Origin of the sequence: Brucella sp. 22210, from assembly GCF_052045675.1 — a bacterium.
Taxonomy (GTDB): domain Bacteria; phylum Pseudomonadota; class Alphaproteobacteria; order Rhizobiales; family Rhizobiaceae; genus Brucella.
The window spans coordinates 17,496-37,659 of record NZ_JBQEPD010000002.1 but is presented as its reverse complement, the minus strand read 5'-3'; the positions used below and the strand labels follow the sequence as shown (position 1 = coordinate 37,659).

The following is a 20,164-nucleotide window of genomic DNA, read 5'->3' as shown; positions in this document are numbered from 1 at the left end:
AACCGCTTTCGGACTTGCACTTGCCGTTGCCGCACCCTACGAACGAAGAAAACGGAGCGAAGAGCATGACTTGCTGGCTGACGGTCATCGGCATCGGCGAAGACGGATTGAATGGGCTTGGCGAGACTGCGCGGCAGGCTCTTGCTTTGGCGGATGTGATTTTCGGCGGCAAGCGGCATCTCGGGCTGGTTGGCGAAACCTCCGGTGCCCGGCAGATCGCATGGCCTTCGCCGTTTGACGATGCTTTTCCGATGATTGCGGCCGAACGCGGCAAGTCAGTGGTGGTTCTCGCCAGCGGCGATCCAATGCATTACGGCATGGGTGCTTCCCTGACCCGGCACTTTTCACCCGATGAAATGCTGATCCTGCCTTATCCGTCGTCGTTTTCGCTGGCTGCGGCACGGATGGGCTGGTCGTTGCAGGATGTGCGGTGCCTCAGCGTGCATGGGCGTCCGCTGGAATTGCTGGCCAAGCATATTCTGCCCGGCGTGAAGCTATTGATCCTCAGCAATGACGGTTCTACGCCGGATAAAGTGGCACGGATGCTGAACGCTTGCGGCTTTGGACCAAGCCGCATCAATGTGCTGGAGCATCTGGGCGGACCGAAAGAAAAGCGCAGTTGCGGTATTGCCGGGACATGGACGGTGCCAGCGGGTGCCGATCTGAATGTCGTCGCCGTGGAATGTCTTGCGGAGCCGGATGCGAAAATTCTTCCTGCTGTCATCGGCTTGCCGGATGATGCTTTCGAAAATGACGGGCAACTTACGAAGCGCGATATTCGCGCCGTGACATTATCGCGGCTGGCACTGCTGCCCGGCGAAGTTCTGTGGGACGTCGGTGCGGGCTGCGGTTCTATCGGCATTGAATGGATGCGCACTCATGCTTCCTGTCGCGCCATCGCCATCGAGGCGAATGAGGGGCGGCAGGGCATGATCGCCCGCAACCGCGACTCTCTCGGCGTGCCGGGTTTGCAGATCGTGGCCGGTGAGGCGCCGGGGGCTCTTGCGGGGCTGGAAGCGCCGGATGCGATTTTTATCGGCGGCGGCGTTACGGATGAGGGCGTGTTGCAAGCCTGCTGGAATGCATTGAAACCCGGCGGACGGCTGGTTGCCAATGCCGTCACGCTGCAAAGCGAAATGCAGCTTTTCGCCTGGCAGCAGCGTTTCGGCGGCGAGTTGATACGGCTCTCCGTGGCACAGGCAGCAGGACTTAGCTCGTTCGACGTATGGCGTCAAGCGCTGCCCGTTACGCTTTATTCCGCACGCAAAGATAAATGATGACTTGAATTGTCATCTTATATTCAGGTAAGGCTGACGCATCAGTTCATCCCAGAGGAGGACGGGTCGTGTCCGCACTCAACGCCAATACCCGCTTTGCGCTCAATAATGCCGGCCATATCGTCAATCAATTGCTCGATCATTTTGTAGAGCACGCCGATGTGCAACGTGACGGAACGCACGCGAAACTCGTCTTGAGCTTCGGTCAGGCCGATGTGCAGTGGGATGACGAGACGGTCAGTGTCGATGTCAAAAGCGATGACGAGACCGGTCTTGCCTATATGAAATATTCCATTGCCGAGCATGTGCTCGAGTTTCTGGACAAGGGCAGCCCAACGCCGAAAATCATCTGGCAGGGCGATGGTGCAGCGGGTCTGCCGCTGCCTTATTTCCGCGAAATGCAGGTGATGGCCGTATCCAATGTCACGCCGCATATGCGTCGCGTGCGCCTGAAGGGCGACAATCTTCTGCGGTTCTCGCATACCGGACTGCATATCCGTCTCCTGTTTCCACCGAAAGCTCTCGCGCAGCCGGAGTGGCCTGTGACGGGCGAAGATGGGCGTCCGGCCTGGCCGGAAGGCGATGCGAAGCTTGCCACGCGTGTTTATACGATCCGCAATATCGATGTGGATGCGGGCTGGGTCGATATCGACATGGTCGTGCATGGTGATGACTGCGATGCACCGGGTTCTGGCTGGGCGCTTAACGCCAAGCCGGGCGATATTGTCGGTATGACTGGTCCGGGCGGCGGTGATGCAGGCGACGCCAAGTGGTATCTGCTTGCAGGTGATGAAACCGCGCTGCCAGCCATCGGTCGTATTCTTGAGCGACTGCCGGAAGATGCAAAGGCCGTCGTGCGTATCGAAATTGGCGACAAGACCGAGGAACAGAACCTCGTCTCGCGGGCCAATGTCGACGTGCAATGGCTGAACCGCAACGGTGCCGAGGCTGGCACCACGACGCTTTTGCAGGATGCGGTGCGCGCGGTTGAGCTGCCGGAAGGGGAAGAAGATATCTTTGTCTGGGCGGCCTGCGAGTTCAATGCCTTCCGCAATATCCGCACCTATATGCGCAAGGAACGCAATGTTCCGAAAAATCGTCAGCTGATCGTGGCCTATTGGCGACGCGGTCTGGATGGCGATAATGCCCGGAAAGCTTCGGAGGAATAAAGCATTTCCAGCAAAAGTGCGAAGCGGTTTTGCGTAGGATAATGCGATGAGAGTAATGTAAAAAAGGGGACCGAAAGGTCCCCTTTTTAGTTGCGTCATGCGGATGTTCAGCGTCTGAAACCCTCGCTCGCACGCATCAGGTTCTTTGTATAGTCGGCGTGAATATTGCCGGTGACGAGATCGCCAGCCTGCAATTGTTCGACCACTTCACCATTGCGCATCACCGCAAGGCGGTCGCACATATGGGTGACGACACCGAGATCGTGGCTCACCATGACGAAAGTCAGGTTACGGTCGCGGCGAACCTGTTCCAGCAGGTTGAGCACTTCCGCCTGCACCGATGCATCAAGCGCCGATGTTGGTTCGTCGAGGAGCAGAATGCTCGGTTCGACAATCAGCGCGCGGGCAATGGCGATGCGCTGGCGCTGGCCGCCCGACAACTGGTGCGGATAGCGGAAACGGAAGCCTGAACCGAGCCCCACTTCATCCAGTGCGCGCACGATGCGCTGTTCGGCATCGCTGACGCCATGAATGGCGAGCGGCTCCAGCAGAAGCCGATCCACAGTCTGACGCGGGTGCAGCGAACCGTAAGGGTCCTGAAACACCATCTGCACATTGCGATAGAAAGCCTTGTCACGGGGCGTTTTGAGGGGCTTGCCGTCGATACGGATTTCTCCGTTTTCAACCGGCGCAAGCCCTGCGACTGCGCGCAGAAGCGTGGACTTGCCCGAACCGGATTCACCGACGAGCCCGTAGGATTCGCCGCGCGCCACATTAATGGTGACGGATTTCAACGCATGGAAATGGTCGAAATAGACGTCAATATCATCAACGCTGAGTGCGGGCGCTTGTGCCTGAACTTGAGCTTGCGTCATGCCTTCCAAGCCTCCTCACGCTGCAAGGTTGGCAGAGGATGGCGGTCGGCTCCGATTTTCGGCATGCAGTTCAGCAATCCTTGCGTATAGGGATGTTTCGCATTGGCGAGATCTTTGGCCGCGATTTCTTCGACGATACGGCCCGCATACATCACGATGACGCGGTCGCAGAAGGACGAAACGAGGCGCAGATCATGGCTGACGAAGATCAGCCCCATGCCACGTTCGGCCACCAGCTTGTCGAGAATGCCGAGCACTTCGAGCTGTACCGTCACGTCGAGCGCCGAGGTCGGTTCGTCGGCGATCAGCAGTTCCGGTTCCGCCACCAGCATCATGGCGATCATCACGCGCTGGCCCATGCCGCCCGAAACCTCGTGCGGATAGAGTTTCATTACGCGTTCCGGATCGCGAATCTGCACCGCTTCCAGCATGGCTGCCGAGCGAGTGCGGATCTCCGCGCTGCTATATTTGCCATGCGCTTTCAGCGTTTCGGCAATCTGCTTGCCGATGGTCATCACAGGATTGAGCGAATATTTCGGGTCCTGCAACACCATGGCAATGCGACCGCCACGCAAAGCGCGACGTTCGCGGGCCGAAATGTTGAGAAGATCAATGCCGTCGAAATTAAGCGTCTTGGCCGTGATCTGCGCGTGGAGTGGCGTCAGCCCCATGATCGCGCGACCGGTCTGGGACTTGCCCGAACCGGATTCGCCGACGATGCCGAGGCGTTCGCGGCCCAGCTCAAAGCTGACACCGCGCACCGCTTCAATCGCGCCCGTGCGGGTTGGGAAGGTAACGCGCAGGTCTTCAACCGTGAGAAGTGGCTTCATTGGTTGTTACCCCGCGGATCGAGCGCATCGCGCAGGCCGTCGCCCAGAAGATTGAAGCCGAGGCTGACGATCAGGATCGCAATACCGGGCATGGCTGCAACCCACCATTGGTCGAGAATAAAACGACGACCCGATGCAATCATCGCACCCCATTCCGGCAATGGCGGCTGTGCGCCGAGGCCAAGGAAGCCAAGGCCCGCTGCCGTCAGAATGATGCCCGCCATGTCGAGCGTCACGCGGACGATCAGCGACGAGGTGCAGAGCGGCATGATGTGACGCACGACGATACGGATCGGCGAGGCGCCCATCAGGCGGACTGCCGAAATATAGTCGGAGTTGCGCACGGTCAGCGTTTCTGCACGTGCGATACGCGCATAAGGCGGCCATGAAGTGATCGCGATGGCGATGATGGCGTTCTCGATGCCCGGTCCAAGAGCTGCCACGAAGGCGAGCGCCAGAATGAGCTTCGGGAAAGCGAGGAAGATGTCAGTGATGCGCATCAGAACGGCATCGACCCAGCCACCGGCATAACCGGCCACCGTACCAACCAGAAGGCCGATCGGGGCTGCGATGATAGCAACCAGCAGCACGACATAGAGCGTGAGGCGGGAGCCATAGATCAGGCGCGAGAGAATATCGCGGCCCTGATCGTCGGTGCCAAGCAGATAGCCGGGCGAGCCGGGCGGCAGCAGGCGTGCATTGGCCAGATCGCCGATAACCGGCGAATGCGGTGCCAGCACATCGGCCAGAGCTGCAACAACCAGCAGTCCGATGATGATCAATAGGCCAAGAACAGCCAGCTTGTTGGCGGTGAACCGCCGCCAGACCATATAGGCGCGACCGAGGCGGGCCTGCGTGCGCGACTGCGGCCGCTCGGTGAGCAGCCATTCGCGCCATGAGAGGTTGGAAGTATCTGTCATTTGGCTCATCGTGCGCGCGTCCTTGGATCGAGAAGCCGATAGAGAAGATCGGACACGAGGTTGAGCGCGATAAAGACCGACCCGATAACGATGGTGCCACCGAGGACGGCGTTCATATCAGCGTTTTGTAGTGAATTCGTGATGTAGAGTCCGAGACCAGGCCACGAGAAGATGGTTTCGGTCAGAACCGAGCCTTCCAGAAGTCCGGCATAGGAAAGGGCAATCACGGTTACGAGCGGGACAGCAGCATTGCGCAGTGCGTGACCCCAGATGATGCGGGTTTCCGAAATGCCCTTGGCGCGCGCCGCGACGATATATTCCTGATCAAGCTCGTTGAGCATGAAGGAACGCGTCATGCGGCTGATATAGGCCAGCGAGAAATATCCAAGCAGTGCCGATGGCAGGATTAGGTGGGAAACAATATCCTTCAGGGCTGGCCAGTCGCGCTGGAGAATCGCGTCGATCAGGTAGAACCCGGTGATCGGGGTAAACGTATATTCGAATGTGATGTCGATGCGTCCGGGACCAGAGGTCCAGCCGAGACGGGCATAGAAGACCAACAGCGCCAGCATGCCGAGCCAGAAGATCGGCACAGAATAGCCGACAAGGCCGACCACGCGCACGATCTGGTCGATGATGCTGCCGCGTTTAACGGCTGCAAGCACGCCGAGCGGAATGCCGAACAGAGCGCCGATGATCGTGCCGATGGTCGCCAGTTCCATGGTGGCCGGAAAGACGCGGCGAATGTCGGTCATGACCGGATTGGTCGTGAGCACCGAAGTGCCGAAATCGCCGTGGAGCACGCCCTTCACGTAAAGATAGAACTGCTGGTAATAGGGCAGGTTGAAGCCCATCTCTTCGCGCACGCGAGCGACGACATGCGCTGGTGCGCGGTCACCGACGATGGCAAGCACAGGGTCGATCGGCACCACACGACCGATAAAGAACGTTACGGCCAGAAGGCCTAGATAGGTCGTGACGACGATGACCAGAAAGCTGGCTATCGACGCGGCAAGGGCCGATGAACGCCGCGGCGCTCGCCTTACCTTTTTCTTGGTTTCAGTATTACTCAATGTTTTGACCGCTTCCGATAATGAGAGCGTTCAGAACAGTTTCGGTCTGAAGCCTCAGTCATCTTTGCTTGAAAAGCTCTGGAGCGGCTTTCCTTTTTGATTCAGAAAACCGCTCCATCTCCTTGTTTTAAAGCCACTTAGGCACATTCATGCGCCAAGGCACGGCCGACTATTCCTTGGTGATATTCACCAGTGGATTGGAGTCGAATGTCGGGCCGAGCTTGTAGCCCTTCACATTGCCGGCGATACCCGCAGTTTCGATCTGCTGGAACAGCATGACGAACGGGCTCTGGTCGAGCGCTTCCTGCTGAAGCTTCTTGTAGACCTCGGCGCGCTTGTCGTTATCGCGTTCCAGAAGAGCAGCCTGCGTCTGCTTGGTCAGTTCAGGAATGTCCCAGGCATTGCGCCATGCAAGCGTCTTGGTGGATGCATCGTCGGCGTTGTTCGGATTGCTGGTGAAGGCTTCGGCGTTGGAATTCGGATCCCAATAGTCCATGCCCCACTGGCCGATATACATGTCGTGGTTACGCGCACGATACTTGGTCAGCGTCTGCTTTCCGTCGCCGGGGATGATCTCGATCTTCACGCCAGCCTGAGCAGCGCTCTGCTGAAAGGATTCGGCAATGCCGGTTACTGGCTGCGTGTTGCGCACGTCGAAGGTCACGGAAAGACCGTCTTTCAGTCCTGCCTTGGCGAGAAGTTCCTTCGCCTTTGCAACGTCGTATTTGTATGGCGAAGCGTCGAGAGCGCCAAGAACGCCCTTGGCCTGATAGGTCTGGCGGATTTCGCCGATGCCCTTGATGAGGGTCGAACCGATTGCGTCGTAATCAACCAGATATTTGAACGCTTCACGAACTTCCGGCTTGGCCAGATTCGCGTTCTTCTGATTAAGGCTGATGTAATAGACTGTGCCTTTAGGGGCGCTGGTCGTGGTCAACTTGTCATTCTTCTGAACGGCTTCGTAGTCGCCCGGTTCCAGATTACGCGCCACATCGACATCACCGGATTCAAGCATCAGGCGCTGTGTCGCACTTTCCTTGACGTGACGATAGAATACGCGCTTCAGCTTGGCTTTTTCGCCATAATAATTGTCGTTGCGTTCCAGAATAACGACTTCGTTGGCGCGCCATTCGCGGATCGTGAACGGGCCAGAACCTGCCGATTTGGTTTTCAGCCAAGCGTTGGCATAGTCGGTATCGTATTTGTAATCGTCGGTCGGCGTGACCTTTACGGCATGTTCTTCGAGAAGCTTCTTGTCGACCACTGCAGCGACGGTAGCGGTCAGGCAGTTCAGTACGAAGCTGGGTGCATAAGGCTTGTCGACGGTGAAGACGAAAGTATTGTCGTCTACCGCTTTTGCCTTTTCGTTGACGTTGTCTTTCGTCAGGCCAAACTGGGTCAGGATGAAGGCCGGGCTCTTGTCGAGGCGCACAGCGCGCTCAAACGAATAGGCGACGTCAGCGGAGGTGATCGGGTTGCCCGAAGCGAACTTGATGTCCTTCTTCAGCTTGAACGTGTAGGTGAGGCCGTCGTCCGAAACGGTCCAGCTTTCAGCCACGCCCGGCACGACTTTCGACGTGTCATTGATGTCGAGGCGAACGAGCATGTCATAGGAGTTACCGATGAATTCAGCCGGGCTGAGTTCGAAGGATTCTGCCGGGTCGAGCGTGATGGTGTCATCGATCGCCCATGCCTGAACGAGCGTGTCGGCAGGCGTTGCCGACAGGGCTGGGTTCGCAGCCAAAACGGCGGCAAGCGCTGCGCCGGCGGCCAAAATACGAAAACGTCCAAAATGCATCATGTTATGTGTTCCCTTCCTGTATTTTTGTTGGGATTTTGTTGGGTTGTATTTGTGTCTCAGGCTTCGTGCCATGCCTGCTTCAGGACTCTGATCCAGTTGCCCCGGCAAAGCTTTGCCAGTTCCTCGTCGTTGTATCCGGCCTTCTGCAAGGCCGTGACGAGGTTCTGGGTTCCGGCGGCATCGGAAATTTCTGCTGGAATGGTCGCGCCGTCATAGTCAGAGCCGAGCGCCACGCAGTCGATCCCCATGCGCTCGACCATGTAATCGATATGGCGCACCATATCGGACATTGGCGTGTTGGCATCTTCCTTGCCATCGGCGCGCAGCATGGTGGTCGCGTAGTTCAAGCCTGCGAGGCCCTTGCTTTCGCGGATAGCGTCCATCTGCTTGTCCGTCAGATTGCGGGCGACGGGCGTCAAGGTATGGGCATTGGAGTGGCTGGCGATCAGAGGCTGGTCGCTGAGGCCAGCAACGTCCCAGAAGCCCTTCTGGGTGATGTGAGCGAGATCGATCAGAATGCCTTTGCGATTGCAGGCCTTGACGAGACGCTTGCCCGCTTCGGTAAGGCCGGGGCCAGTATCTGGGCTCATCGGATATGAGAAGGGAACGCCGTGACCGAAAATATTGTTGCGGCTCCACACAGGGCCGAGAGAGCGCAAGCCAACGGCGTAGAAAAGCTCCAGTGCGTCAAGGTCGGCGTCGATTGCCTCGCAGCCTTCCATGTGAAGGACTGCGGCAAAGGTGTCGCTGTTCAGCGCTGCATCGAGCTCGCGGCCATTACGGCACAGCTTCCACGCGCCAGCCTCTTCAAGGCGGAGCGCGATGGCTGCAATTTCCACGGCGATGTCGAGGGAAGGGCTGCGCTGAAGCGGCGGCGAAAGCGGCGTGTCGTAGTGGCCGTTGGCGTCCGGCTTGCCAAGCTCGATATGGTGACCGGATGGCACGTAAATGGCACAAATACCACCAGCGAGGCCGCCTTTGCGGGAGCGCGGCGCATCGATATGGCCGGTTGGCGTTCCGTCGATGAACTCCCGAATGGGATCGTCGCCGTTTCTGGAATTCTCCCAGAGCCTCAGAAGGACATCATTATGCCCATCGAAAACGCGCTGCATGCTTTCTTCCTGGCTGAGTGACAAAGCTTTGCTTTAGCACTCTATAAAATAAACTCATGTGACGGGAAGAATTTGTATCGGCCTTATTGCATAAAATTTAAACAAAAATGCCACGCGCCTAATCCCCAATCGTACTTCCCTATAAGATAGGAGACGTAGTGGGAGTCAATAGATGAGGGTGCGCTCAAACCTATCTGAAAGCAAAGAAACTGGTGCAAAAAGAAAGGGCTACGGTTGAACCGCAGCCCTTGTGCAAAAATGGAATTGCCTTATGCAAAAACGGTATAAGGCCCGCTACGCTTAGAAGCGATAGTTCAGACCGGCCTTGATGGCGTGGTTCTTGAGGTTATTGCGCTGCGAAACGCCATTGACCTCAGACTTTACATCGCCAAAGCGCTGGAAGTCATATTCAGCCTTTACGGACAGCGGGCCGGTGAGGGCCTGTTCGACGCCCGCGCCAACCAGCGCGCCGCCTTCCCAGCCTGGACCCGATGTGGTGTTGTCTTTTGCCTTGAAGCGGGTCACGCCGTAACCGGCTGTGCCGTAAACAAGTGTCTTGTCGAAGGCGTAACCGGCCTTGATCTTGGCATTGGTATTCCAGGACTGCTGGAGGCTGCCGCCATGGCCGATACGGTGCTCGGCTTCTGCGAAATTGGCTTCGACTTCACCGCCAACAACAAAATTGCCGCTCTGGATGTTTTTACCGGCTACAACGCCACCGAGCACGCCAGCGCGGTTCGTGAACGGACCAGGGATCTTCGACGAAGATGCACCGACCTGTGCGCCGACATAATTGCCGGACCAGTCGTGCGGGCCTGCGGCAACCGGTTCGTTGTAGGAATAGTCGTTCGAGCCCATCATATCGGCAGCGAATGCCGGGGCTGCGATGGCGAAGATGCCGGCGCTGAGCGCCACTGCGGTAAAGGTACGCTTCAACATTTTGTACTCCGTTTTTCCATCCGGAACGCTGATGGAAAATATGCAAGATCTGTTCGACAAAAGACGGTGACTGCCGCCTTCGGTTGGTTCCCGTGTGACGGTGGTCTTCTGTTGGGTGATTGTGACTAAATTTAAGAAAATTCGAGCGAATTCCACCCGTCGCACAGCCATTCTTCGCGCTATGCTTAACAAGTGGTAACGATCTGCGGCTGGCCCGTTTCAGGCGAGCGCTACATCAGGTTCAGTCTGCGGAAGCTGATGCATTTTTGTTTGCCGACGATGATGTGGTCATGCACGATGATTTTCAAAGGCTTGGCGGCCGCGACCAATGCGTATGTCATGTCGATATCGGGTCGAGACGGCGACGGATCGCCTGAAGGGTGATTGTGCACGAGAATAATTCCTGTCGCAGCAAGCTCCATCGCGCGGTGAAACACCTCTCTTATATAGACCGGCGTATGGTCGACCGTGCCTTTTTGCTGGACCTCGTCGGCAATGAGTCGGTTTTTCCTGTCCAGAAACAGAATGCGGAACTGCTCACGCGTCTCATGGGCCATGGCCGCCATGCAGTAATCCATCACCTTTTCCCAGATGCTGAAAACCTCGCGCTTCATAACCTTGCTGCGCGCACTGCGTTTGTGAACAGCTTCGATGACCTTGAGGTCACGCGCCACAGAGGGACCCGCGCCGGGCACTTCGGCGATCAGTAATTCGGAGGCACCCAGCACTTCGGCAAGGGTGCCGAAGCGGGCCAGCAGCGCTTTTGCGACAGGTTTGGTATCTGCACGTGGGATCACGCGAAAGAGCAGCAGTTCAAGCAACTCATAATCGGCCAGCGCATCGGGCGCGGTCTGGAAACGTTGCTTCAGACGATCCCGGTGGCCGACATGGTGCGGCTGTTTCGCGATTTTCGGCGTCAGCTGAAGTGTGTCGCTGAAACCGGGGATGTCATAGTTCCCCGGCTTGTCTTTCTTCTTTGTCATTCTGTTTAAACCCCCGCAAAAACAGATGAGACTATATTTTCAGTATTACCGCATCGATGCCGGGCCAAACACATTGGCCGGAGACAGTGTGAATATTTCACAGCCGTCCTTGGTCACGCCGACGGTATGTTCATACTGGGCAGTCAAGGAGCGATCGCGCGTCACGGCAGTCCAGCCATCGGCCAGCACTTTCACATGCGGCTTGCCGAGGTTGATCATCGGCTCGATCGTGAAGATCATGCCTTCCTTGATTTCCACGCCTTCGTTTGGTGTGCCGTAATGGAGAATATTCGGCGCATCATGGAAAAGCTGGCCGACGCCATGGCCGCAGAAATCGCGCACCACGGAGCAGCGCTCACCTTCGGCGAAGGTCTGGATTGCCGCGCCGATAGCGCCCGTCTTCACCCCCGGCTTGACGACGGCAATACCGCGCAGCAGGCTTTCATAGGTCACTTCGAGCAGGCGTTCGGCTGCGCGCTTGATCTCGCCCACAGCATACATGCGGCTGGAATCACCATGCCAGCCGTCGAGCAGATAGGTCACGTCGATATTGACGATATCGCCTTCACGCAGCGGCTTGTCGTTTGGAATGCCGTGGCAGACAACATGATTGATCGATGTGCAGGTCGACTTGGTATAACCGCGATAGTTGAGCGTTGCCGGAAAGGCGCCATGATCCATGCCGAATTCGAAGACGAAGCGGTCGATCTCGTTCGTGGTCACGCCGGGCTTCACGATGTCGTTCAGCGCGTCCAGGCAGCGTGCGGTCAGATTGCAGACCTTGCGCATCGCCTCGAAGGCATCCGGGCCATAGAGCCTGATCTGGCCGGTATATTTCATGGGGGCGCTTGTCGCTTCGATATAAGTAACCATCACTCGATCCGTCTTTGTCTATTCAATTGGCACCAGCTCGGTGGCGACAATGCTTTTATCCGTTATGTGGCATCGAACGGCCCATGCCTCAACCCCGGATGCAACAGCGCGCTCAAAAGCGCGTGCATAGACAGGGTCGAGATCGCCGGAAATGCTGAATTTGCTGCAATCACTTCGCTGGATAATAAACAACATCACACCACGATGACCAGCGGCAACACTGTCGGTCAGCTCATTGAGATGTTTTGTCCCGCGCGCGGTCACCGTATCGGGAAATTCCGCGAGACCGGGTGTGCGGATGAAGTGCACATTTTTCACTTCCACATAGGCGCGGGGCAGGGCGCCTTCATCGAGCAGAATGTCGACGCGGGAATTCTGTCCGTATTTCTGTTCGCGCTTGAGACTGGCATAGCCGCTGAGGCTCGGAATGAGACCGGACACAATTGCTTCCTCGGCAATCTTGTTCGGCAGGCCGGTATTGACGCCGACCAGCGTGCCGTCAGCCTCGACGATCTGCAATGTGTGGGCATATTTGCGGTGAGGTGCATCGGAAACGCTAAGCCATGCGCGGGAGCCGGGCGTCGTGAGGCCAAGCATCGAGCCGGTATTGGGCACTGCCGCCGTAATGAAGCGGCCATCGTCGAGCGTTACGTCTGCGAGAAATCTCTTATAGCGGCGTTCAAGCCTACCGGAGACGAGGGGTGTTTGGAATAACATAAAGCTTCTGAACAGTTTGGACGGAATGGCGAGATGTTTGTCCGCCTAAAGCCACAAAAAGTCAAAAGCACTATCGGGCGATCATGATGCGGGTTCTAGAAAAGCGCCTTGATGACGTCTGCCCAGCTCAGATCCGCACCAAGCGCCATCGCTGCGGCGACAAAGCCAGCACCGAGAAAGGTGAGAGTGGTTCTGGTTTCGCTGGTCATCATATCTTTCCCCATCAAATCGGTCGTTTGAAGTTGTGAGGAATGTCGCGGGGGAATGAGCCCGGAATGTGATGCGATGATGGCTATTCCGGGCATTTTGCGGGCAATTTGCAGATAAGGTAAACGACGGCTGTTAAGCCTGCGTCTGCTCCCAGTTGAACACCAGTTCCTCGCGGAAGGCGAAGCGGACGATGTGATTCACAACCACATCCTGCAAGCGGTCGAGATTTTCGGCTGCGGTTTTCACCGTCACGGTGAGTTTTTCCGAATCGCCATCCAGAATCACCAGACGGTCTTCGCCGAGATCGATCTGGCCGTGTTCAGGTGTGAATTCGACGGCAAATTTATGCGCCCAGTGTTTGCAGAGCTGCTGGAGGTAGCGGCTGGCATGGGCGGTGGGAACGATGGCTGTAGCTTGCGACATGAGCAGTATTTCCCTTTAATTGCGAAATGGGTGCAGATGCGCGTAGCAATATACCGGCAGAACGACCAGTATTGTTTCCATCAATTTTTTTGGAAAAGAAAAACCAGCAAGTGGTACGCCCAAGGGGAATCGAACCCCTGTCTGCGCCGTGAAAGGGCGCTGTCCTAACCGCTAGACGATGGGCGCCTGCTGGTGTGGGGCGCTTATAGTCAGGAAAATTCAGACATGCAAGCCCCTTTTTCAGCATCTGTGAAATAAATTCAGATGCAGTAAAACGACGCGCGAAATCGCGCGCTCGAAGAGCTAATGGATTGATATGTCTGGGAAAAGAAAAACCAGCAAGTGGTACGCCCAAGGGGAATCGAACCCCTGTCTGCGCCGTGAAAGGGCGCTGTCCTAACCGCTAGACGATGGGCGCCTGTTGCTGGTGTGAGTGGGCTTATATTCAGGAAGGTACTGACTCGCAAGCCCCTAAAATCAGTTTTCTGAAAAAAGTCGCAGAAGCGCCCATTTAACGGGGTGATGCCTGTGGATTTGTTGGCTATGGCCTTGAAATAGATGGCAAAAAGAAAGGCTGGCTCCAACGGGGCCAGCCTGATTGTAACTGAGAATTGTGTCGCAGATCTTCAGATCAGCCCTTGCATTTCCAGTTCCAGTCGCGCTCCGGCCCGATATCCACATGGATCGATGTCGTATGGCAATAAGTGCCGACGCCACCACGTCCTGGCATGGAACGGGCGTAGCGGGCCATTTCCCACTTGGAAACGCCATCAATCTGAATATCGGCTGCGGCGCAGATCATGTGTAGCGATTTGCGCGCGCCATTGACCTTGCGATTATAAGACGGGCTGCGATAGCCGGACGTCACCATGACCGGGCGGCGGAAATGCCGCTCCATGGTCTTCAGCATGGAAACGAGCTGCGGCTTGAGGCAGGCAACATCCACAGTCTGGCGCTGCACCTTCAGGCCGTTCGGCGCGAGACGGGCGAGGCCGGGGGCCGAAGCAAGCGTGACATTGGGCGAATCGTCATATTCGTTCGCGTCGATGTCAGTGTCATCATAAAGGCTGTTGCGATGCTTGATCTCGATGCCGCCATTCGCGCGCACGCCCGGCAATGTGTAATTGTAATCGTGCTTTGCAGCAGGTGAGACAGGCTTCGCCATCGCCAGCTTCTTGTTCTCCGTGCGGTCAGAGCGCGAGCCTGCCGATTCGTCGGAGAAGAGCCGCGAGATGCTGCCCTGAGAGGCCGTTGGGCGCTGCGGTGTGGCGTAAGCGTTGGCATTTTTCGGTGTGCCAAAAAGCGAAGCAACCTGCACCGGCTTTTCCGGTTGGGCTGGTTTGGCGGCTTCCTGTGGCTGCGCCTTCGTGTCTGCAACGGCTGCCGATTCCGTTTCGGCTTCTTGATGCTTTGCTCCGGCGTTTTCGCCCTTTGGCTTTTCAGCGGTGGCCGTTGCCGTTGTCGCCGCTGGCTCAGTCGCTTCGGCAGGCTTCGATTCGCTGGTGTCTTTTCCACCGAACAAGCCGAAGAGCGAATTGCTCTTCTTTTCCGGCGCAGCTGCCGCCACTTGTGTGGGGTGCGTTTCGCTTGCCGTATTTTCCGCAGTCGCGGTTACGGCGGCATTTTTCGCATTCTCTTTGGCAGGCGCGGTAGCTGTCGCAGGGTTCTGTGCCGTTGCAGCCGCTGCGACCTGCTTTGCGTCGCCGGGCTTTTCTTCGGTCTTTGTCTCCGGGGTCTTGGCTTGTGCGCCAGATTCGGCGGCGACAGTCTGGTCGGCTGCGCTTTGCAGCGTCTCTGTCAGCATTGAGCCATTGGTATTGGCCGTCATTTGCAACGGCTTGCCGTCAGGACCGGTCCCGGTAGACGTGCAGGACGACAACAGAAGCGCGAGCAGAGCTACGCTGCCTGAAAGTCGTCGGCCGGTTGTCCGGTGCGCAGAAGGTACAAATTTCAATAGTCCGCTCCAGCTCGATTTCCCTGACCAGCTTGGCGAACCGGACAAGTCCGAGCCCACCTGGTTTCGGGAGATCGGCTCTCCCGTGCGGGTTGAACCAATCACAGAATGTGATTTCTCCCGCAGTCCCCTAATAAAAGCCTTACATAAGCCTTGGGAAACAAACTCCATTATATCAATGCGTTGAAGTAGCCTCTGCAGTTTTGCGGCAAGCCAGTTTTAGCATTGTGCAAATCACCCGATCTACAATTGTTGCCAATTTTTAAGTTTTTTATGCTGTGAAGGCAACTATCGAAGTGCATTTTGTACGACAGGCAGCCTGCATTATTCCAGAAGATTGAGGATTAATCCTTTAGTAACGAAATATTACTTTGTGTAATCTTTCGAAGAGTGTGGCGCTGCGAAGCCGAAATAAGCGGTGTCGGCAAGCCAAATGTCGGAATTGGACCAATCGCTTGTTGACATGGTGCATCGACTTGGTGCTATCCCTTCGGAAGTATATTCTGTCGCGACTTATGCGGCAGCCTCAACGGCAAAACCGGGATCAGACATATGACCAAGAGCACGCGGCAGATCGCCCATCTCATGCTGGCAGTAACAGCCGCAGCGATGCTCACTGCCTGTGCCGGTGGCAAGGAATTTCAGGGTGTCCCGCAGGAAGGCGCATTGCGCACCGGCGTCTACCCGACATTCGGCCATATGCCGAAGGCTGCGACCGACCAAATCACGCCGGAAGAAAAGCAGCAGATGACTGCGAAACTCGATTCCGATCGCACGCGTCTCGCGGCGTCGAAAACCACTGGCGGCGGCTTTACCCCCGCTCAGGCTGCGGCCTTGCGCAAGCAGGCGCAGGATGAATCGGATGCTACCCTGAAGCAGATCGAATCCGGCGAAGAATAAGCCCTTCACAGACACGGAAGGCCACGTCTCAAACGGCGCGGCAAGAAGTCTCGACCCGATTCGATATCAGGTGTATAGCTCCTCCTACGGCGCAATGACGCGTCCTATTGTTAACTCTCCTTTTGGAACAGGATCATGTCGGAAGAATTCCATAAAGTCCGTCGCTTGCCCCCTTATGTCTTTGAACAGGTCAATCGCCTGAAGGCATCGGCGCGAGCGGGCGGGGCCGACATTATCGATCTTGGTATGGGCAATCCCGATCTGCCGACGCCACAGAATATCGTCGACAAGCTGTGCGAGGCCGTTCAGGACCCACGTGCGCATCGTTATTCCTCGTCGAAAGGCATTCCGGGGCTGCGCCGTGCGCAGGCTCAGTATTATGCGCGCCGTTTTGGTGTGAAGCTCAACCCGGACACGCAGGTCGTGGCCACGCTTGGTTCCAAGGAAGGCTTCGCCAATATGGCGCAGGCCATCACGGCGCCGGGCGACGTGGTGCTTTGCCCGGACCCGACCTATCCTATCCATTCGTTCGGCTTCATCATGTCGGGCGGTGTGATCCGTTCGATTCAGGCCAAGCCGGATGACAGCTTCATCCCGGCTCTGGAACGCGGCGTAAAGCACTCGATCCCGAAGCCGATTGCGCTGATCCTCAATTTCCCGTCCAATCCGACGGCTTATGTGGCAACGCTCGACTTCTATAAGGATGTCGTGGCCTTTGCGCGCAAGCATGACATCGTCATCCTGTCGGATCTGGCCTATTCGGAAATCTATTTCGACGGCAACCCGCCGCCGTCCGTGCTCGAAGTCCCGGGCGCCATGGATGTGGCCGTTGAGTTCACGTCCATGTCCAAGACGTTCTCGATGCCGGGTTGGCGCATGGGTTTTGCGGTCGGCAATGAACGCCTGATCGCGGCTCTGACGCGGGTTAAGTCCTACCTCGATTACGGCGCATTCACGCCGATCCAGGTGGCGGCAACGGCAGCGCTCAACGGCGACGGTTCCGACATTGCCTATGTCCGCGATGTGTACAAGCAGCGCCGCGACGTGCTGGTCGAAAGCTTCGGCCGTGCAGGCTGGGATGTTCCGCCGCCGGCAGCGACGATGTTTGCCTGGGTTCCGATTCCGGAACGCTTCCGCCCCATGGGCTCGCTGGAATTCTCCAAGCTTCTGGTGGAAATGGCCGATGTGGCCGTTGCTCCGGGCATCGGCTTTGGTGAACATGGCGATGAGTATGTGCGTATCGCCCTGGTCGAAAACGAACATCGCATTCGTCAGGCTGCACGCAACATCAAGCGCTTCCTCTCCACCAAGGATGAGAATTTGCAGAATGTTATCCCGCTGGAAGGCCGTCGCTAAGCGCCGTTCCGGGTTCTTCCTTTCTGGCCGCGCCAAGCGTGCGGCCAGAACTCCCACCTACCGAAAATCCACTACATCCAGACAATCAGAGTCAGAAGGTCGATATAATGAGTGATGCATTGCGGATCGGCGTTGCGGGCCTTGGCACCGTTGGCGCTTCAGTGTTGCGTATCCTGCGTGACAAGTCCGAAATGCTCACGCGCCAATGCGGTAAGCCTGTGACTATTACCGCCGTCAGCGCCCGTGATCGCTCGCGCGACCGTGGTGTTGACCTCAATGGCATCGACTGGTTCGATGATCCGGTCGAGCTGGCGAAGTCGGCTGATATCGACGTCTATGTTGAGCTTATCGGCGGTGATGATGGTCCTGCCAAAGCTTCCGTTGAGGCGGCTTTGCGTGCCGGTCGTCATGTCGTGACCGCCAACAAGGCGCTTCTTGCGCGCCACGGCGTTGCCTTGGCGAAAATCGCCGAAGATAAGGGCGTGCTGCTCAACTTCGAAGCGGCGGTTGCTGGTGGCATTCCGGTCATCAAAGCGATGCGCGAGTCGCTGACCGGCAATACGGTTTCGCGCGTCTATGGCATCATGAACGGCACCTGTAACTACATCCTGACCCGGATGTGGGAAGAGGGCATTTCGTTCGAGACCTGCCTCAAGGATGCGCAGCGTCTTGGTTATGCCGAAGCCGATCCGACTTTCGATATTGAAGGCAACGATACGGCGCACAAGCTTGCGCTGCTGACCAGCCTTGCCTTCGGCACGCAGATTGCTGCCGACGATATCTATCTGGAAGGCATCAGCAATATTTCGCTGGCCGATATTCGCGCCGCCGATGAACTGGGCTACCGCATCAAGCTTCTGGGCGTTGCGCAGAAGACCGATACGGGCATTGAACAGCGCGTGCATCCGACCATGGTTCCAACCTCATCGGTCATTGCGCAGGTGCACGGCGTCACAAACGCCGTAGCCATCGAGACCGATCTGCTGGGTGAACTGCTGCTGTCGGGACCGGGCGCTGGCGGCAATGCGACGGCATCTGCCGTCATCGGCGATATTGCTGATATTGCCAAGAGCCGTCCGGGCTTCCAGCATGGCCCGGTATTCGGTACGCCCGCAAAGGCGCTCCAGCCATATAAGCGCGCCAAGATGCGCAAGCATGCAGGCGGTTATTTCATTCGTCTGACGGTTCTCGACCGCATCGGCGCTTTCGCCGGTATCGCGAAGCGCATGGCCGAGAACGACATCTCGCTTGAGTCGATCGTGCAGCGCCCGCCCATGGGCGACACGCAGCAGGAAGGCATCAAGACTGTCATCCTCGTCACGCATGAGACAACGGAAGCAGCCGTCAAGAAGGCGCTGGAAGCTATCCTCAAGGACGACCATCTGGTGGATAAGCCGCAGATGATCAGGATCGAGCGCGCCGGCTGAATCGCGAGTCGCTTTCCGCAACCTGTCGTGGTTATTCCGGGGCAGGTTGCACCATGATGTCGGGCATGCCAGTTCACGTCCGGCCATGGCATGAAACGAAGCGTGTAGTTCTTAAATCGATTAAGCATTTGAGCGCACATAGTTTTTAGCTTTCGGGCTCTTGCAGGGCGCCGGGGACTTTGACAAAAGGTTCGCATAATGCCGCTATAAACGCGGCATGGCGCCCTTTGCGGCGCATCAACGCAATTCGAATTCAGGACTTTGTTCAAATGGCCAAAACCGCAGAGCAGCACCCCCACGGACTGGATCGCATTCTCACACTGGAACTGGTCCGTGTAGCCGAACGCGCAGCAGTGGCAGCAGCGCGGCTGCGGGGACGCGGCGATGAAATGGCTGCCGATCAGGCCGCCGTTGACGCCATGCGTCAGGAACTGAACCGTCTGCCGATTGCTGGTACGGTTGTGATCGGCGAAGGCGAACGCGATGAAGCGCCGATGCTCTACATCGGTGAAGAAGTCGGCACCAAGCAGGGACCGGATGTCGATATCGCGCTCGACCCGCTGGAAGGCACGACGATCTGCGCAAAGAACCTGCCGAACTCGCTGGCTGTCATCGCCATTGCCGAGAAGGGCAACCTGCTTTACGCGCCTGACGTCTATATGGAAAAGATCGCCGTTGGCCCGGGCTACCCGAAGGGCGTTGTCGATCTCGACGCCAGCCCGACGGAAAACATCAACTCCATCGCCAAGGCGAAGGGTGTGAAGCCGAACGAAATCACGGCTTGCATCATGGACCGTCCGCGTCACGCACGTCTGATCGAAGAAGTGCGCGCAACCGGCGCTGCTATTCGCCTGATCGGCGACGGCGACGTTGCAGGCGTGATGCACACGACCAATCCGGATGAAACCGGCATCGACATCTACATCGGCATCGGCGGCGCACCGGAAGGTGTTCTGGCCGCGGCAGCTCTGCGCTGCATCGGCGGTCAGATGCAAGGCCGTCTCCAGCTGAACACGGACGAGAAGATCGCCCGCGCTCTCAAGATGGGCATCACGGACCCGAAGAAGGTCTACACGATGGAAGAAATGGCCAAGGGCGACGTGCTCTTTGCCGCTACCGGTGTGACCGACGGCAACATGCTTTCCGGCGTGAAGTTTGCCCGCGATTACATCCAGACGCATACCATCGTGATGCGCTCCAGCTCGCAGACCGTGCGCGAGATCAAGGCTCGCCATCAGGACCTGTCGAAGTTCTAGTTTTTTCGTTTCAAATTTGACGACAAAGCAAACAAATCCCGGAGAGCCCCGCGCTTTCCGGGATTTCTG

Annotated in this window: 18 protein-coding genes and 2 tRNA genes; 6 read left to right on the top strand and 14 right to left on the bottom strand. The window is 57.2% G+C overall.

The annotated features are described in order from the left end of the window. Positions 1 to 65 precede the first annotated feature (65 nt). Both cbiE and ACTJKP_RS03125 read left to right on the top strand, forming a co-directional pair. The gene (cbiE, locus tag ACTJKP_RS03130; protein WP_440629656.1) at positions 66 to 1,277 is read left to right on the top strand and encodes a precorrin-6y C5,15-methyltransferase (decarboxylating) subunit CbiE; all 1,212 of its coding nucleotides are present in this window, start codon (positions 66 to 68) and stop codon (positions 1,275 to 1,277) included. Positions 1,278 to 1,345: 68 nt separating this feature from the next. Next, positions 1,346 to 2,446 carry a DUF2218 domain-containing protein gene (locus ACTJKP_RS03125; RefSeq protein WP_440629655.1) on the top strand — a complete coding sequence of 367 codons (1,101 nt, stop codon included), beginning with the start codon at positions 1,346 to 1,348 and terminating at the stop codon, positions 2,444 to 2,446. Positions 2,447 to 2,553: 107 nt separating this feature from the next. Here ACTJKP_RS03125 and ACTJKP_RS03120 read toward each other — a convergent pair whose 3' ends face one another. From ACTJKP_RS03120 to ACTJKP_RS03055, 14 genes are all read right to left on the bottom strand, one after another. After that, entirely contained in the window at positions 2,554 to 3,321 is a 768-nt protein-coding gene (locus ACTJKP_RS03120; RefSeq protein WP_440629654.1) for an ABC transporter ATP-binding protein, read from the bottom strand. Continuing rightward, complete coding sequence (locus tag ACTJKP_RS03115; RefSeq protein WP_078339294.1) at positions 3,318 to 4,151, bottom strand: ABC transporter ATP-binding protein; 834 nt, start codon at positions 4,149 to 4,151, stop codon at positions 3,318 to 3,320. Before ACTJKP_RS03115 ends, ACTJKP_RS03120 begins: the two co-directional genes overlap by 4 nt. Beyond that, the gene (locus tag ACTJKP_RS03110; protein ID WP_078339293.1) at positions 4,148 to 5,080 is read right to left on the bottom strand and encodes an ABC transporter permease; all 933 of its coding nucleotides are present in this window, start codon (positions 5,078 to 5,080) and stop codon (positions 4,148 to 4,150) included. Before ACTJKP_RS03110 ends, ACTJKP_RS03115 begins: the two co-directional genes overlap by 4 nt. Then, entirely contained in the window at positions 5,077 to 6,144 is a 1,068-nt protein-coding gene (locus tag ACTJKP_RS03105; protein ID WP_078339292.1) for an ABC transporter permease, read from the bottom strand. The genes ACTJKP_RS03110 and ACTJKP_RS03105 overlap by 4 nt, the downstream gene beginning before the upstream one ends. A gap of 169 nt (positions 6,145 to 6,313) precedes the next feature. Continuing rightward, on the bottom strand, positions 6,314 to 7,945 hold the full coding sequence (locus ACTJKP_RS03100) for an ABC transporter substrate-binding protein (RefSeq protein ID WP_440629653.1): 1,632 nt from the start codon (positions 7,943 to 7,945) through the stop codon (positions 6,314 to 6,316). A 56-nt stretch (positions 7,946 to 8,001) separates the two neighbouring features. Continuing rightward, entirely contained in the window at positions 8,002 to 9,057 is a 1,056-nt protein-coding gene (locus ACTJKP_RS03095) for a dipeptidase (RefSeq protein ID WP_078339290.1), read from the bottom strand. Positions 9,058 to 9,357: 300 nt separating this feature from the next. Beyond that, positions 9,358 to 9,996 carry an outer membrane protein gene (locus ACTJKP_RS03090; RefSeq protein WP_138786275.1) on the bottom strand — a complete coding sequence of 213 codons (639 nt, stop codon included), beginning with the start codon at positions 9,994 to 9,996 and terminating at the stop codon, positions 9,358 to 9,360. A 230-nt stretch (positions 9,997 to 10,226) separates the two neighbouring features. Beyond that, entirely contained in the window at positions 10,227 to 10,979 is a 753-nt protein-coding gene (radC, locus tag ACTJKP_RS03085) for a RadC family protein (RefSeq protein ID WP_440629652.1), read from the bottom strand. A gap of 45 nt (positions 10,980 to 11,024) precedes the next feature. Then, a complete protein-coding gene (map, locus tag ACTJKP_RS03080; protein WP_078339287.1) occupies positions 11,025 to 11,852 on the bottom strand; it encodes a type I methionyl aminopeptidase in 828 nt (275 codons plus the stop codon). An 18-nt stretch (positions 11,853 to 11,870) separates the two neighbouring features. Then, entirely contained in the window at positions 11,871 to 12,569 is a 699-nt protein-coding gene (sfsA, locus tag ACTJKP_RS03075) for a DNA/RNA nuclease SfsA (protein WP_078339286.1), read from the bottom strand. Between the two features lie 342 nt (positions 12,570 to 12,911). Then, on the bottom strand, positions 12,912 to 13,202 hold the full coding sequence (locus ACTJKP_RS03070) for a DUF2218 domain-containing protein (protein ID WP_440629651.1): 291 nt from the start codon (positions 13,200 to 13,202) through the stop codon (positions 12,912 to 12,914). Positions 13,203 to 13,313: 111 nt separating this feature from the next. Beyond that, positions 13,314 to 13,388: transfer RNA gene (locus ACTJKP_RS03065), tRNA-Glu, on the bottom strand. Positions 13,389 to 13,545: 157 nt separating this feature from the next. Further along, positions 13,546 to 13,620, bottom strand: a tRNA-Glu gene (locus ACTJKP_RS03060). Positions 13,621 to 13,833: 213 nt separating this feature from the next. Beyond that, positions 13,834 to 15,156 carry a D-Ala-D-Ala carboxypeptidase family metallohydrolase gene (locus ACTJKP_RS03055; RefSeq protein ID WP_440629650.1) on the bottom strand — a complete coding sequence of 441 codons (1,323 nt, stop codon included), beginning with the start codon at positions 15,154 to 15,156 and terminating at the stop codon, positions 13,834 to 13,836. A gap of 552 nt (positions 15,157 to 15,708) precedes the next feature. Between ACTJKP_RS03055 and ACTJKP_RS03050 the strand changes: the two genes are divergently transcribed. The 4 genes from ACTJKP_RS03050 to glpX all read left to right on the top strand — a co-directional run bounded on the left by ACTJKP_RS03050 (position 15,709) and on the right by glpX (position 20,095). Continuing rightward, on the top strand, positions 15,709 to 16,056 hold the full coding sequence (locus tag ACTJKP_RS03050; RefSeq protein WP_078339283.1) for a hypothetical protein: 348 nt from the start codon (positions 15,709 to 15,711) through the stop codon (positions 16,054 to 16,056). 135 nt (positions 16,057 to 16,191) lie between these two features. Next, positions 16,192 to 17,412 (top strand): LL-diaminopimelate aminotransferase, encoded by a 1,221-nt coding sequence (locus tag ACTJKP_RS03045; RefSeq protein ID WP_440629649.1) that lies wholly within the window; start codon positions 16,192 to 16,194, stop codon positions 17,410 to 17,412. Positions 17,413 to 17,519: 107 nt separating this feature from the next. Continuing rightward, positions 17,520 to 18,839 carry a homoserine dehydrogenase gene (locus ACTJKP_RS03040; protein ID WP_440629648.1) on the top strand — a complete coding sequence of 440 codons (1,320 nt, stop codon included), beginning with the start codon at positions 17,520 to 17,522 and terminating at the stop codon, positions 18,837 to 18,839. Positions 18,840 to 19,108: 269 nt separating this feature from the next. After that, a complete protein-coding gene (gene glpX, locus ACTJKP_RS03035) occupies positions 19,109 to 20,095 on the top strand; it encodes a class II fructose-bisphosphatase (protein ID WP_078339280.1) in 987 nt (328 codons plus the stop codon). Positions 20,096 to 20,164 lie beyond the last annotated feature (69 nt).